The organism is Latilactobacillus sakei (genome assembly GCA_002953655.1).
Classification (GTDB): domain Bacteria; phylum Bacillota; class Bacilli; order Lactobacillales; family Lactobacillaceae; genus Latilactobacillus; species Latilactobacillus sakei_A.
The window spans coordinates 1,540,238-1,555,109 of sequence record CP025839.1 but is presented as its reverse complement, the minus strand read 5'-3'; the positions used below and the strand labels follow the sequence as shown (position 1 = coordinate 1,555,109).

Genomic DNA, 14,872 nt, shown 5'->3' with positions numbered 1-14,872 from the left:
TGATTAACTACTTTTTATGCTAAAGTATTAAAAGACAGTGTAGATAGAAAGGTAGGGAGTTAGGTTGGAAAATCTTATCCTGAACTTATTATTAATCGATTCAATCTTGATTGTGATAGCAGTCATGATGCAACCAAGTAAACAACAAGATGCATTGAGTGCTTTATCAGGTGGATCTGGTGACTTATTTGGTAAGCAAAAGGCTAGAGGATTTGAAGCCTTCATGCAGAAGGTAACAGTGGTCCTCGGAACTTTATTTTTCGTCTTTGCAATTGCATTAGTTTATTTATCATCACACTAAAGCAAGTAGGACGGATCGAATTCTAATAAGAACGTTGATGCGGTCTCCTGTTCAAATAGCAGGAGACCTTTTTAAATGAATTAAATCGGTCAAGTACTGGAGGCGGGTTTGAATGCAGTATCGGTTACCACAACCTTACTATTATGATAGTGGCCCAGTTGGCGTAGTCTTATTGCACGCTTATACAGGGAGCGCTAATGATGTTCATATGATGGGCCGTTTTTTAGAGAAACAGCAAATCAGTGTGCTTGCACCGCACTTTACAGGGCACGCCACTTTTGAACCACTCGACATCTTAGAAAAAGGGAATGTTCAAGCTTGGTGGGCGGATACAACGGCTGCCATTCAGAAGTTACAAGTTGCTGCCAAGAAACCACTATTTGTGTTTGGTTTGTCATTGGGTGGATTGTTCGCGATGCGCGCAATCGAAACGATGCCAGCGGTGATTGGTGGCGGTATTTTTAGCGCGCCAGTACTGGAAGGACCAACTGATAAACTAGCACCGCTATTTATGGGCTATGCGCAACGCCTTTATCAGATGACCGAAAAAACGGCCGCTGATCAAGCCGTTCAATTGGCTAAGATTAAGCAACAATTACCACAACAACTACAAGCAATCGCTGATTTTAGCGCGTTAGTCACCGCCGATTTAGATCAGATTGGTGATAAGCCAGTCTTTATCGGTCAAGGTGGTCAAGATCAAGTGATTGATCCTAACGGTGCATCAGCATTAAAACAACGCTTAGAAGCACAACAAACACCAGTTGATTATCACTGGTATGACAATGCCGGTCACGTGATTACGGTTGATCGGGCGCACCACCAATTAGAAGCAGATGTTGAAGTATTTATTAAACGTTATAAGAAATAAGGAAGAGGTGTTGATTTGACACAAGTTGACCAAATGAAAGCTGCCATCTTAGCCATTTTTGCAGCAGATGAAACGCAACAATTAAACGTATCAGAAATTAGTGAACGAACCGGTGTGGCCGGCTCACAAGGGTTCAAGGATTTAGTGAAAGTATTAGCCGAATTAGAAGGGGACAAGCACCTTTTAATGGATGATGCCGGTAAATTCAGATTACCAGCTAGCCAACGCTTAGTCGAAGGGGTTTTCCACGCCAACGATCGGGGTTTTGGTTTCGTCTCAATGGTTGATAAAGAACCAAGTGATCCCGATATTTTTATCGCCCCACCAAACACAAACTTCGCAATGAATGGTGATACTGTTGAAGTGGCCATCATCAAAGAAGCAGAAGAAAACAGCCGCCGCGGTCCTGAAGGAAAAGTGGCTAAAGTGATTACGCGGGGGATTGAAGAAATCGTCGGCGAATTCATGCCTTATTCAGATATCCAAAAAGAAAAAACCGGCTTAATTGGTTACATTCAAAGCCATGCTAAAAAATTAAGCAGCTATTTAATTTACTTAACAGATAACGGTTTACACCCTCAAAAAGGGGACATGGTGCAAGTCGATATTACGTCATACCCAAGTATCGATACCCCTGGCCAAATGCGTGGGATTGCCAAACAAGTCTTAGGGAATAAAAACGATCCTGGGGTTGATGTTTTATCAATTGTTTACCAACATGATATTAAAACAGATTTCCCAGAAGAAGTTCGACTACAATCAGAAGCCATTCCAGATACTGTTTTAGAAACAGATAAGTTTGGCCGTAAAGATTTAACCGACCAACCAGTTGTAACCATCGATGGCGACGATTCAAAAGATTTTGATGATGCTGTTAATGTCCGTCAATTGGACAATGGACACTTCTACTTAGGCGTGCATATTGCCGACGTTAGTTATTATGTTACCGAAGGTTCCCCATTAGATGCTGAAGCGCTCGAACGGGGGACAAGTACTTACTTAACTGATCGCGTGATTCCAATGTTACCATTCCGTCTTTCTAACGGGATTTGTTCATTGAACCCAGACGTTGAACGATTGGCCTTAACTTGTGAAATGGAAATTGACGAACATGGGAACGTGGTCGATCACAACATTTTCCCAAGTGTTATCAAATCAACTGCGCGAATGACTTATAACAATGTTAATAAGATTTTGACGGACCAAGATGCTGACTTACGTGACCAATATGCACGTTTGGTGCCAATGTTTGAAACAATGGCTGAATTACACGAAATCCTCTTGAAGAAACGTCATAATCGTGGCGCAATCGACTTTGAAGAAGACGAAGCTAAAATCATCGTTGATGAAAACGGTAAGGCAATCGATATCGAATTACGGCAACGCGGTCTTTCAGAACGCATGATCGAATCATTCATGTTGGCTGCAAATGAAACTGTTGCCGAACATTACAGCACGGCTAATGCACCTTTCTTATACCGGATTCATGAAACACCAGATGCTGATAAGATGAAGAACTTTTTCGAATTTATCACCGCTTATGGCATTCAAGTTCAAGGTTCAAGCAAAAAAGTAACGCCAATGATGTTACAAGAAGTCTTGACACAAATTGAAGGTCAACCTGAACAACCTATTATTACAACAATGCTATTAAGAAGTATGCAACAAGCGCATTATTCAGATGAATCACTGGGTCACTTTGGCTTGGCTGCTGAATTCTATACGCATTTCACATCACCAATTCGTCGTTACCCGGATTTAATGGTTCACCGTTTAATTCATAGTTATGCAACAAATGGCATGACGATTGAAGAAAAAGAAAAATGGGCACCTAAGTTACAACCCATCGCTGAACAAACATCACTTGAAGAACGACGCTCAATTGATACGGAACGTGAAGTTGTTGACCTTAAGAAAGCTGAATACATGCTTGATAAGGTTGGTAATGAATATGATGCTGTTATTAGTTCTGTGACAAGCTTCGGGATGTTTATCGCCTTACCAAGTACGGTTGAAGGGCTTGTACACATCTCTCAAATGAAAGATGATTACTATAGCTTCGTTGAAAGTCAATTGGCTTTAGTGGGTGAAAGAACCCATAAAATGTTCCGAATTGGCCAACCAGTACGGGTTAAAGTCGCTAATGTTGACTTAGACGCACATTCTGTAGACTTCGAATTATTAGCAAGCGAGGAAGTTCCCTTGGCTTCTGCTGAAATTTTGAGTAAGATAGAAGCAAGACCTAAGCGCCCAACTCGCCCAAGAGACCATGAAAAAGGCGGTCAACGACGTGGTGACCAAAAGAAAAACAGTCATCCAAGACGACCAGTGGCTAAAAAGGACTCACAAAAACGTACTTTTAAAAAGTAGGTGATTGAATGGCAAAAAAACATCCACAAAAACCAGCTAACTTAATCGCTCAAAACAAAAAAGCTGGGCATGATTACAATATCCTGGAGACATTTGAAGCAGGATTAGTTTTAACCGGGACCGAGATTAAATCGGTGCGTAAGGGAAAAATTAGTTTGCGTGATGGGTTTGCGCGCGTTCGCAAGGGCGAAGCTTATCTGGAAAATGTCCACATCAGTCCTTATGAACAAGGTAACCAATTTAACCATGATCCATTGCGTAACCGAAAATTATTGTTACACAAGAAAGAAATTGCTAAAATTGGTGCTTTGACCAAGGACAAAGGGATTACAATTGTTCCGTTACGGGTTTATTTAAAACACGGTTTTGCTAAGGTCTTAATCGGCGTTGGTGAAGGGAAACGGGAATACGATAAACGAGAAACACTCAAGCGTAAGGAACAAGATCGTGAAATGGCAAGAGCACTACGAAAACGTTAATTAAAAGAGGTCGGACGATATTGTCCGACCTCTTTTTTAGTTAGTGTTGTAAAAAAACTTGAAGGATTACGCTGTAATCATTACTATAGGGGGTTGAAGTGAACTAAACAGACACCTTTATTTTCTTGACGAGAAATTTGTAATAGTTAATACTAAAACGTAATAGCATTAACCATCGTTATTCTGTATAATTAATCTGGGATAGCGATAACGTAGGGGGGCTTAAGCAAGATGCAATTCAAGAAAATTGGTTTAATGATTTTGACAGGGCTGATGATTATTGTGACGACAGCAGGACCAGTCGGCGCTGCCAGTCTTAGTGAATTAAAACAACAAGAAGATCAAACACAAAAAAGTATCGATACGATCAACGGTAAAATTCAAAGTACGTTAACCAAAGTGAATACTAAATATCAAGAAGTTGATCAATTAAAAACGAAAATTACAGAAAATGAAGAACATATTAATAAGGCCGAAACGATTTTAGCGGCTCAAAAAAAGGAATTGGCGGAACGAAAAGATTATGCCAAGGCCCACTTGCAGGCATTACAAAAATCAGAAGATAATCGGGATGTCTTAAATACTTTATTATCGGCTGATTCATTGAGTGATCTATTTAGTCGCGTCTACACTTTGACGATTCTACAAGATGCGGATAATCAAAATATGACTGATTTAGCAACTAGTTATCAGAAAATGGTGACGATTCAAAAACACTTAGAAGAAAGTAAGGCCGCTTTAGACAAACAAAAAAAGGATTTAGACCAGCAAACGGCTGATTTACAAAAGCAAGTCGATCAGATGAAAAAAGACTTGAGCCAGAGTCAAAAACAACTTGCTGATATTAGTAAAAAGAAGATTGAAGAACAAAAACGAGAAGCTGAAGAACAAGCTAAAGCCGCTGCTAAGGCGAAAAATGAGGCTGCCGCTAAAGCTGCTAACCAAAAATTATCAGCAGTCAATAATCAACAACAAGCCGCGCTAGCTGCTGCTGCCAAAGGAAAGCCCGGACAGACAATTGAAGTGCAAGCGACGGCTTATTCAACGGCAGAACCAGGCTTAAGTCGCTACGGCGCAACGGGCATTGATTTGGTGAAAAACCCTAATTGTATTGCTGTTGATCCAAAAGTTATTCCGTTAAATTCGCTTGTTTTGGTGCCGGGCTATGGTTATGCAATTGCAGGTGATACGGGTGGTGCCATTAAGGGCCACATTATTGATGTTCACTTCCCAAGTGTTGCCCAATGCGTCAGTTGGGGACGGCGTCATATTGCAATTACGATTATTAAATAAATTTAAAGCAGCCTAGTTAGGGCTGTTTTTTTAGTAAAAAAAGGGCATTTCAGCTCATTAATAGTCTATTTAGCAAAATTTTACTTAATTTAATAATATGTCTGTTGAAACATGTTCTTTAATACTATAAACTGGTATATGCTTCATTATGATTTATTTTAAGGCTTATAATCTCGTTTAAAAGGATAGTTGATGAAAAAATATTTAGGAATGCTGCTTTTGTATAACCTTGGGAAATGGTGGCAGCAACCCTTAATGGAGGCTGCGGCCGTCATTTGGTTAGGTTATGCACTATACCAATTTGTACGCCATCACAGTGGCCAGGATGAAGTGGATGATACTAGCCAGAACCAAGCACTTTTGGATAGCGCGCAAGTCAAGTATCGCTACATAACAGCAGTTCATTTTGAACAGACCATGAATCAATTAGATAAACCTGGTGTCCTTGGTGATGTATTGGTCGCTGAAATGCCACAAGGACGACCTATTGGGGCCATTGCGCTTCTGACGACCGGCATGTTAAGGGCTCGGCAAGCAATGGTTCAAACCGGTATCGTTAAGCGCAGTGATGAACAGCGTAAACGGGCTTATACGCCAGGTTATGATTTAGTGAGCCACGACTATGTAAAGGTAGCTGGACAAAAAATTAATTTGTATCATCGCACACATTTGTTGCCTTTTCGTTTTACGCTTTCAGAAGGCGATAATATTGATGGGTTATTATTTACTGGTACAGCACATTTGAATCATGGTGATCGCCCCCAAATGAATTACTTGATGATGAATAATCAAGCACGGGTAAATCAATTGTATAGCATTTATCAAAATAACCATTATCGCTTGGTCCTAAATAATGTTCAAGTGCCAGGGGAACCAGTAGGGACGCATTATTCGTTAGACGATTTTGAACAATTAGCCACACGAATTATTTTGAGTAAAAAGCAAGCTGAAACCGAATTCAAATATGAAGCTAGCTGTCACTATGATACTGATGGCCTTATCCCCCAATCGATTACAGTTAATTTGTGGGATTTGACCCATCAGGTTCTTGCTTTTACTGTGACGCTTCCTAATGAAGTCTAGTTAGTTATTAATGGTTAAAATAAAAATATTAATATTATATTTAGTTGTTAGAAGATAACCAGTATGGGTTATTAACCCGCTATTGAACAAGGAACTGGCTTAAAATATATCAAATCAGATATGAATTTTTGACGCAATTATTAATAATTATAAAAATATTGATATTGTTGCTAAATATTAAAGTGAATAATGTTCAAAATAGTCAACGACACTAATCTTTTTATTAAGTTGAGGGAAGTTGGTTGAAATATAGTTTTTAATACTATAAACTGTTTATAACGCTTTAAGTCATAGTGAGTTGAAGTTTAATTAAAGGAATGTTGCTTAATCAACTGAATTCATAGTATAAGATGAATAAATTATGTTTTGATTACTTTATTTTTATTTATTTAAAGTAAGTGAACAGATTGTGGTAAGTCGTCTTAGTTATGGATGAGTGGCGAGGCAGTGACATATAGGAGGAAAAACATGGATGCAACTAATAAGTCCGACCTAATCGGTGATTCATGGTCCGATTTTATGGAATTCGCAGGATTATATCGTTGGCTCATCAATAATTTGAGCGAATCGATGAACCGAGAAAGTCAAAAATATGGATTATCATTTGATCAATTCTTAGTGATGCACGAGATTAAGAATAACAATAACGAAACAACTAATAGTGCTTTAGCAGATAAGATGCAAGTTAGTCGTTCTGCAATTTCACGCCAATGTCGTTCATTACGAAAGATGGCTTTTATCGCTGAACAATCAGATGAAAAAGATCAACGGATTCGTCGGGTACATTTAACTGAAAAAGGATTACAAGTTTACAATCACTTGCTTTACTACTATTTAGATCTATACAACGATCTTAAAAACGAAGTGGGCAAGGATAAAGTTGATGCTACTATCGGTCAAAGTAAAGAAATCTTTGAACGAATGGTGTCAATGAACCTTAATCGGCCAGAAGCAAAATAAAGTAAAGGAATCTTGGTAACTTTTTTACCAGATTCCTTTTTTTGTACGGTCAAATCAGTATCCGCTCTTGCTTTTCTTTGTTAGAATAGAGGAAGCGACTTTACGAATTTAGGAGGAACACGATGGGTTCTCAAAAAAGTTTATTATTAATTGATGGTAATAGTGTTGCATTCCGGGCTTTTTACGCGATGCACCAAGTGTTAGATAGTTTTACCAATCAAGATGGGTTACATACCAACGCCATTTATGCGTTTAAAAATATGCTCGATATTATCTTGAAACGATTTGAACCAACACATGTTTTAGTGGCCTTTGATGCGGGCAAAACAACTTTTAGAACGGCACAATTTGCCGATTATAAGGGTGGGCGTTCTAAGACACCACCAGAATTGACAGAACAGTTTCCATATATCAAGGAACTATTGCACGCTTATGGTATTCAGACGGCTGAATTAGCGAACTATGAAGCTGATGATATTATCGGGACGTTAGCCTGCCAAGCAGAACAAGACGGCTTTGTCGTCAATATTGTAACGGGAGATCGCGATTTAACGCAGTTAACGACGGACAAAACGACTGTCAACATCACGGTCAAAGGTGTCAACGATACAGAAGCCTACACGCCAGCACACGTCAAAGAAAAATTAGGCTTAGCACCTAGTCAAATCGTAGACTTAAAAGGTTTGATGGGCGACACTTCCGATAATTATCCGGGTGTCACAAAGGTCGGCGAGAAGACGGCCCTGAAACTCTTAACAGAATTTGGGAGTATTGAAGGCGTCTACGAAAATGTTGATGCAATGAAAAAGAGCAAGATGAAGGAACATTTAATTGAAGATCGTGATCAAGCCTTCATGAGTAAAAAATTGGCGACGATTTTACGCGATGCCCCCATTGAAACACAGTTAGCGGACATCACGTATGAAGGCCCCAATATTGATATGTTGATTGCTTTTTACCAAGCGATGAACTTTCAAAACTTTTTAAAGCAGCTAAACGTGACCCCCGAAGTGGCTGAACCGGCAGAAAACTATCAATATACCGTTTTGACGTTGGATAATTTAGAAACGGTTCAAGCGATTAAAACACCGGTTGCCTTCGGGGTTGAAATGTTAACCGATAATTACCATACTGCCGATTTAATTGGTTTTTACATCGGTGCACCAGATCATTGGTATGTCAGTGATGATGTTGCGCTACTAGCGGAACCAGTATTGAAGGATTGGTTGGAAGATGCTAGCTATCCTAAAGCGGTCTTTGATGTCAAACGGACACAAGTGGCAGCTAATCGATTAGGGGTGCATTTAGCGGGCGTTGATTTTGATTTATTATTGGCTTCTTATTTACTGAAGACGACGAATAATAGTAATGATTTAGGAACGGTTGCTAATTTACACGAGTATCAAAATGTGCAAACCGACGAGGCCGTTTATGGGAAAGGTGCCAAACGGGCTGTCCCAACTGAACCCGCCTTGTTGTATCAACATCTTGTTCAAAAAGCGGCGGCCATTTATCATTTACAACCACAACTTGAAGAACAATTGAAGGAACATCAACAATTCGATCTCTTTACTGATATGGAATTACCATTGGCCCTTGTATTGGCACAGATGGAAATAACCGGGATTCGGGTCGATGCCAGTCGCCTCCAACAAATGGGCTCAGAATTCAGCCAAACCTTGAAGATTTTGGAAGAAAAAGTTTACGCGGAAGCTGGCGAAACCTTCAACATTAACTCACCTAAGCAACTGGGGGTCATTTTATTTGAAAAAATGGGCTTACCAGTCATTAAGAAAACGAAGACAGGCTATTCAACCGCTGTTGATGTGCTTGAACAATTACGGCAGGATGCACCGATTGTTCAAACCATTTTGGATTATCGCCAAATCGCCAAGATTCAATCAACCTATGTTGAAGGACTATTGAAATCAATTCATCAAGATAACAAAGTCCATACGCGTTATTTACAAACCTTGACGCAAACCGGTCGTCTATCGTCAGTTGATCCTAACCTACAAAATATTCCAGTTCGTTTGGCAGAAGGTCGCAAGATTCGCCAAGCTTTTGTTCCAAGTCACCCAGATTGGCAAATGTTTGCTTCTGATTACTCACAAATCGAATTACGGGTATTGGCACATATTTCAGGAGATGCCAATATGCAAGAAGCTTTCAAGGAAGATCGGGATATTCACGCGAATACAGCGATGAAGATCTTTGGGTTAGACAGTGCTGATGAAGTGACACCCGATATGCGACGCCAAGCCAAGGCTACGAATTTTGGGATTGTCTACGGGATTAGCGATTATGGGTTATCTCAAAATATCGGCATTTCGCGGCAAGAAGCCAAACGCTTTATCGACGCTTATTTCGAACAATATCCAGGTGTCCAACAATTCATGGTGGATATTGTAAAAAAAGCGCGTGAAGAAGGCTATGTCGAAACGCTTTTCCACCGGCGTCGTTATTTACCAGATATTCACGCTAAAAACTTTAACCTTCGTTCTTTTGCAGAACGGACAGCGATGAACACGCCAATCCAAGGTAGTGCTGCGGATATTATTAAAGTGGCGATGATTTTAATGCAACAAGAATTGAAAAAGGCGAACTTACAAGCCAGAATGTTACTACAAGTACACGATGAATTGATTTTTGAAGCACCAACTGAAGAAATACCAATCTTACAAAAATTGGTCCCAAGTGTGATGGACTCAGCCGTTAAATTAGCGGTGCCATTGAAAGTTGAAAGTGGTTTTGGCCCCACTTGGTACGATATTAAGAAATAAGGTGACGGAAAATGCCTGAATTACCAGAAGTTGAAAATGTCCGCCGGGGACTTGAAACCTTAGCGGTTGGCAAAACGGTTGCAGCAATTGATATTCGCTGGTCGAAAATCATTGTTAACCCAGATGAAGTCTTTACTGCCGGATTAGTGGGCCAAAAAATTACTGCTGTTGATCGGCGGGGTAAATATTTGTTGATTCGTTTCGGAGAACAGCTGACGGTTGTCAGTCATCTGCGAATGGAAGGTAAGTATGAAGTGGTTGCTAAGAATGTGCCAATTACCAAACATACGCACGTGATTTTTGAATTCACGGATGGGCAACAAATGCGCTACTTAGATACGCGGAAGTTTGGGCGAATGCAGTTGATTGAAACCGGTCAGGAGAATACGGTAGCGGGGTTGAAGGACCTAGGGCCGGAACCAACACCGACGACTTTTTTGAAGGCGGACTTCTATCAACGGTTACAAAAGCATCACAAAGCCATTAAGCCATTGCTATTAGATCAAAAGGTTGTGACCGGTCTAGGTAATATTTATGTCGATGAAACGCTGTGGTTGAGCCAGATTCATCCCGAAACACCAGCCAATGTGTTGACGCGTGCTGAAACGGATCGTCTTCATGATGAGATTATCGCCGAATTAGAACTAGCGATTAATCATGGTGGGACGACGGTTAACACATTCTTGAACGCGACCGGTCATGCGGGTGCCTTCCAAGAAATGCTGCATGTTTATGGCAAAAAAGGGGTCCCTTGTGAGCGGTGTGGCACACCAATCGAGAAGATTAAAGTGGCACAGCGGGGGACGCATTTTTGTCCAAAGTGTCAGCTTAAAAGGGATGCAAAACAATGACTTATTTCTTAGGCTTAACGGGTGGCATTGCTACCGGAAAAACAACAGTGGCGCAAATGATGGCCCAACAAGGCTTGCCGATTATTGACGGGGATCAAATCGCACACCAAGTGTTGGCGAATAATCAAAGGGTGCAAGCACAAATTCGAGCCACTTTTGGCGAGCAACTTGTGCAAAACGGCCAAGTTGATCGAGCAGCTTTGGGTAAGTTGGTCTTTGGTAATCAAGCTGCCTTGGCGCAACTCAACGCGATTACCGCACCGGTCATTCGGGAAACGATTATGGCCGAGATGGCCGCAGCTAAAGCGCATCAAGAACCGCTAGTTATTTTGGATTTACCGTTGTTGTATGAACAGCACTACGAAACGGTTTGCGACGGAGTGATGGTCGTTTATTTACCAGTTGAAAAGCAATTAGCGCGATTGATGGCGCGGAATCAATTAAGTCGCGAAGATGCTTTGAAACGGATTAACAGTCAAGCATCATTGACTGAAAAACGCGACAGAGCAGATTTTGTGATTGATAACCAAGGTTCACTGGCTCAATTGGAAGCCCAATTAAAGGCAGTTTTGGCAGGAGTGTGCCATAAGTCGGGATGTCCTGAGGATTAACACAGCATGGCGAATGATTGCTGCAAGCAATCGTTTGCCATTCAAGGTTAACCGGAAGGATATGACTTATAGAACACGTTTATACCATCAATATTCGGATATCGAAAAGGAGCTGAAGACAAAATTACTTTTGTCCCAGCTCCTTTTTTGGTCTATTCACACCACTCCGTAAATGCGCAAAAGTAACCCGGTGCGAAATCAATCTGAAACGTGCTCTGCCAACTTGATTTCTGCGGTTAGCGATGTTAGCCAAACAACCGACTGCATCGGTTATTCGCCTAACCCTGCTAATCCTCAGAATCAACCCAGTTGGTAGACCACTCTGTTGCATGTCATGTTATAATATTGTTATACTGTCTGTTTAGAATAGTAAAATATAATTAATATTCCTTAAATTAAAAGATAAGAAGGTGTCTTTATGCTATGTCCACATTGCCATCAAAATAGTTCACGGGTAATTGATAGTCGACCAACAGATGAAGGACGCGTTATTCGGCGGCGTCGCGAATGCGAAAATTGTCAATTCCGGTTTACAACTTTTGAAAGAGTGGAGCAAACACCGTTATTAGTCATTAAGAAAAATGGAACGCGTGAAGAGTTTAACCGCGATAAATTATTACGTGGTTTAATTCGGGCTGCTGAAAAGCGGCCGGTTACGATGGAACAAATGACTGAAATTGTTGATGAAGTTGAAAATAAAATTCGCGCGTTAGGCGAAAATGAAGTGTCGTCACAAGCTGTCGGCGAATACGTCATGGCTGTCTTACCAGGTGTTGACGAGATTGCTTATATTCGGTTTGCTAGTGTCTACCGTCAATTTAAAGACATGAACGTCTTCATGGCGGAATTACAAGAAATGATGAAAAAAGAAAAGGCTAAAGACCAAGATTAGTCGAAAGGAGTTAGTGGATGTCAGATGCATTTGATTATTTAAGTCCTAAAGATGGGTTTATGGTGACAAAAGCTAACTATTTGAGCGATTTTGATCAAACAGTCGTCACCTATTTATATCAACCACTGATGGGGGCTGTCGCGTACAGTCTCTATCTTTTGTTATGGAGCCAATCAACACAAGCTAAAAGCCAAACGACTTTCCAAACCCATGCTACTTTGTTGAATTTACTCGGGGTTGATTTGCCGGCTTTCTATGAGGCACGCAATAAACTGGAAGCATTGGGCTTAATGCGGACTTATCAGAAGAATAATAATACGGGTCGTAATCTGGTGTATGAATTATACGCACCGATGCAGCCCCATATTTTCTTCAATGATGATTTGTTAAGTGTCATTTTATACGAGTCAGTCGGTGAGAAGCGCTTTATTGAATTGAGAGAACACTTTAAATTACAACCAGTGCGCTCTAAGGAATACGAAGAGGTCACAAAGAACTTTTTGACGGTCTTCCACGTGCAAAATGATCATTTAACAACGACCCCTACCGCAGTTGCTGAAGCCCAAAGTACGTACCAACAAAAAAAGGCGCAAAATCCAAGTTTTACGCCAGTTGAGTTGCGGACCTTTGATTGGGCCTTATTACAAGAAGTGGTTGCACAGCACCAAATTGATACGGATGAAATTCTACGTAATGAGCAACGGTTATTTAATTTACACTACTTCTACGGCTTAGACGAAATGGAATTAGGGCGCTTAATCGGCCTCACCATGGATGTGGCTGATAGTCGGGTTAATATGGATGCATTGGAACAGAATGTTTTGAATAACTATACGCGCCGGCATAACGTTCAAAATAACAGCGAACAACCAGCTAAGAAGCCACTCGAGACCCTCCAAAAAGAATGGCAAAAAGCGGGTTTTAACGAAAAAGAGATGCAGTGGTTAACTGAAAGTCAGCAGTATTTGCCAATTGATTACTTAGAATATCTCAAGCAGAAAAATCATGGCTTTGTGGCCAAAAATGAGATTCGCGCATTACGGGATTTGCAAAATCGTTATATTTTCAACAACGATGTTTTAAATATTTTAGTCGTTTATATTATTAGCCAGTATGAGGGCTTAACACAAGCCTTATTGGATCGGATTGCCAACCAATGGGCGCAACAAGGTGTTAAGACCCCAGCTGACGCCATTTTACAAATTCGTGATTTCCAAACCAAACAAGAAACAAAGCAAACTAAACGACAATCACGTTATCAAGCCAAGACTAAACAAGAGACTGTACCGAAGTGGGCTAAGTCTGATTATCAAGCGCCACCAACCACATCAAGTAAGGCCGATCAGCAAGAGATCGATCAATTACTCAAGAAAATCCGTGAAGGGCGGGAATCATAATGGAAAATATGGGCAAAGATTTAACCGACTATATGAACCGGCAACGCCTGAATCAGCGTTTTAATAAATTAGTTGAAGAAGCCTTACAAGATCCTGATGTGCAGGCCTTTATTCAGGCTAATCAGGCCGCCCTATCACAAGAAACCGTGGCGCGCAGTGCCGCTAAGATCTATGAATACGTCAATGAAAAAAAGAAAATTTTAAACGGTGAAACAACGTTGGCCCCTGGCTACGCCCCTAAATTGGTGTTGAGTAACCACTTTATCGATGTCAGTTACGAACCAACAGCGGACTTAGTACAAAAACGCGCACAAGCCGAATTAAAAGCGCGTGTAAAATCGATTAACATGCCTAAAGACATTGTTGAAGCGAGCCTTGCGCACTATGATGCGAGTGAGCGCCAAGTACCGCTGATTGAAGCGTTGAAGTTTGTTGAAGCTTATCGGCAAGCGCCCACCGATTTTCATCAAGGCTTATATTTAAGCGGCCAGTTTGGTGTTGGTAAGACTTATTTACTAGGCGCAATCGCTAATGAGTTAGCACTGCAAGGCTTTGAAACAACGTTAATCCATTTTCCAACCTTTGCAGTTGAGATGAAAAATGCGATTGGTCAAAATAACGTCCTCGAAAAGGTCAACCAAATCAAAAAAGCACCAATTCTAATGATTGACGATATTGGTGCGGATGCACTGAGCGCTTGGGTACGGGATGAAGTATTAGGCATTATTTTGCAATACCGGATGCAAGAACAATTAGCCACTTTCTTCAGTTCTAATTTTACGATGAACGAACTGGAGAAACATTTGACAACCAGCCAGCGTGGCGATGAGGAGCCGGTGAAGGCCGGCCGAATTATGCAACGCGTGCGTTATTTAGCCCGTGAGGTTGAAGTCAGTGGTCAAAATAGACGCTTACAATCAAATTAGGGCTTGCGTAAAGTCGGATTAAGTGTTTTAATAGAGTCAATCAACGATGAAAGAT

At 40.8% G+C, this 14,872-nt stretch carries 13 protein-coding genes; all 13 read left to right on the top strand.

Annotated elements, in window-relative coordinates; genetic code table 11:
- Window positions 1–64 precede the first annotated feature (64 nt).
- Window positions 65–301, top strand: a complete 237-nt coding sequence (locus C0213_07760; GenBank protein AUX12318.1) for a preprotein translocase subunit SecG — start codon at window positions 65–67, stop codon at window positions 299–301.
- A gap of 112 nt (window positions 302–413) precedes the next feature.
- The gene (locus tag C0213_07755) at window positions 414–1,172 is read left to right on the top strand and encodes a lipase (GenBank protein AUX12317.1); all 759 of its coding nucleotides are present in this window, start codon (window positions 414–416) and stop codon (window positions 1,170–1,172) included.
- 15 nt (window positions 1,173–1,187) lie between these two features.
- Window positions 1,188–3,542, top strand: a complete 2,355-nt coding sequence (gene rnr, locus C0213_07750) for a ribonuclease R (GenBank protein AUX12316.1) — start codon at window positions 1,188–1,190, stop codon at window positions 3,540–3,542.
- An 8-nt stretch (window positions 3,543–3,550) separates the two neighbouring features.
- Complete coding sequence (locus tag C0213_07745; protein ID AUX12315.1) at window positions 3,551–4,021, top strand: SsrA-binding protein; 471 nt, start codon at window positions 3,551–3,553, stop codon at window positions 4,019–4,021.
- A gap of 231 nt (window positions 4,022–4,252) precedes the next feature.
- A complete protein-coding gene (locus C0213_07740) occupies window positions 4,253–5,314 on the top strand; it encodes a cell surface protein (protein ID AUX12314.1) in 1,062 nt (353 codons plus the stop codon).
- 192 nt (window positions 5,315–5,506) lie between these two features.
- A complete protein-coding gene (locus tag C0213_07735; GenBank protein AUX12313.1) occupies window positions 5,507–6,397 on the top strand; it encodes a hypothetical protein in 891 nt (296 codons plus the stop codon).
- A 468-nt stretch (window positions 6,398–6,865) separates the two neighbouring features.
- On the top strand, window positions 6,866–7,357 hold the full coding sequence (locus tag C0213_07730; GenBank protein AUX12312.1) for an HTH domain-containing protein: 492 nt from the start codon (window positions 6,866–6,868) through the stop codon (window positions 7,355–7,357).
- 122 nt (window positions 7,358–7,479) lie between these two features.
- Window positions 7,480–10,140 carry a DNA polymerase I gene (locus tag C0213_07725; protein AUX12311.1) on the top strand — a complete coding sequence of 887 codons (2,661 nt, stop codon included), beginning with the start codon at window positions 7,480–7,482 and terminating at the stop codon, window positions 10,138–10,140.
- Between the two features lie 11 nt (window positions 10,141–10,151).
- A complete protein-coding gene (locus C0213_07720; GenBank protein ID AUX12310.1) occupies window positions 10,152–10,991 on the top strand; it encodes a DNA-formamidopyrimidine glycosylase in 840 nt (279 codons plus the stop codon).
- The gene (locus C0213_07715; protein ID AUX12309.1) at window positions 10,988–11,602 is read left to right on the top strand and encodes a dephospho-CoA kinase; all 615 of its coding nucleotides are present in this window, start codon (window positions 10,988–10,990) and stop codon (window positions 11,600–11,602) included. The genes C0213_07720 and C0213_07715 overlap by 4 nt, the downstream gene beginning before the upstream one ends.
- A gap of 418 nt (window positions 11,603–12,020) precedes the next feature.
- Window positions 12,021–12,494, top strand: coding sequence for a transcriptional regulator NrdR (nrdR, locus tag C0213_07710; GenBank protein AUX12308.1), 474 nt, complete (start codon window positions 12,021–12,023; stop codon window positions 12,492–12,494).
- A gap of 17 nt (window positions 12,495–12,511) precedes the next feature.
- Window positions 12,512–13,891 carry a helicase DnaB gene (locus C0213_07705; GenBank protein AUX12307.1) on the top strand — a complete coding sequence of 460 codons (1,380 nt, stop codon included), beginning with the start codon at window positions 12,512–12,514 and terminating at the stop codon, window positions 13,889–13,891.
- On the top strand, window positions 13,891–14,817 hold the full coding sequence (locus tag C0213_07700) for a primosomal protein DnaI (GenBank protein ID AUX12306.1): 927 nt from the start codon (window positions 13,891–13,893) through the stop codon (window positions 14,815–14,817). Before C0213_07705 ends, C0213_07700 begins: the two co-directional genes overlap by 1 nt.
- Window positions 14,818–14,872: the final 55 nt, after the last annotated feature.

Excerpts from the sequence above, each read along its gene's own strand:
- C0213_07755 (AUX12317.1), top strand. The coding sequence starts at position 414 with ATGCAGTATCGGTTACCACAACCTTACTATTATGATAGTGGCCCAGTT.
- C0213_07745 (AUX12315.1), top strand. The coding sequence starts at position 3,551 with ATGGCAAAAAAACATCCACAAAAACCAGCTAACTTAATCGCTCAAAAC.
- C0213_07740 (AUX12314.1), top strand. The coding sequence starts at position 4,253 with ATGCAATTCAAGAAAATTGGTTTAATGATTTTGACAGGGCTGATGATT.
- C0213_07735 (AUX12313.1), top strand. The coding sequence starts at position 5,507 with ATGAAAAAATATTTAGGAATGCTGCTTTTGTATAACCTTGGGAAATGG.
- C0213_07730 (AUX12312.1), top strand. The coding sequence starts at position 6,866 with ATGGATGCAACTAATAAGTCCGACCTAATCGGTGATTCATGGTCCGAT.
- C0213_07725 (AUX12311.1), top strand. The coding sequence starts at position 7,480 with ATGGGTTCTCAAAAAAGTTTATTATTAATTGATGGTAATAGTGTTGCA.
- C0213_07720 (AUX12310.1), top strand. The coding sequence starts at position 10,152 with ATGCCTGAATTACCAGAAGTTGAAAATGTCCGCCGGGGACTTGAAACC.
- C0213_07715 (AUX12309.1), top strand. The coding sequence starts at position 10,988 with ATGACTTATTTCTTAGGCTTAACGGGTGGCATTGCTACCGGAAAAACA.
- nrdR (AUX12308.1), top strand. The coding sequence starts at position 12,021 with ATGCTATGTCCACATTGCCATCAAAATAGTTCACGGGTAATTGATAGT.
- C0213_07705 (AUX12307.1), top strand. The coding sequence starts at position 12,512 with ATGTCAGATGCATTTGATTATTTAAGTCCTAAAGATGGGTTTATGGTG.
- C0213_07700 (AUX12306.1), top strand. The coding sequence starts at position 13,891 with ATGGAAAATATGGGCAAAGATTTAACCGACTATATGAACCGGCAACGC.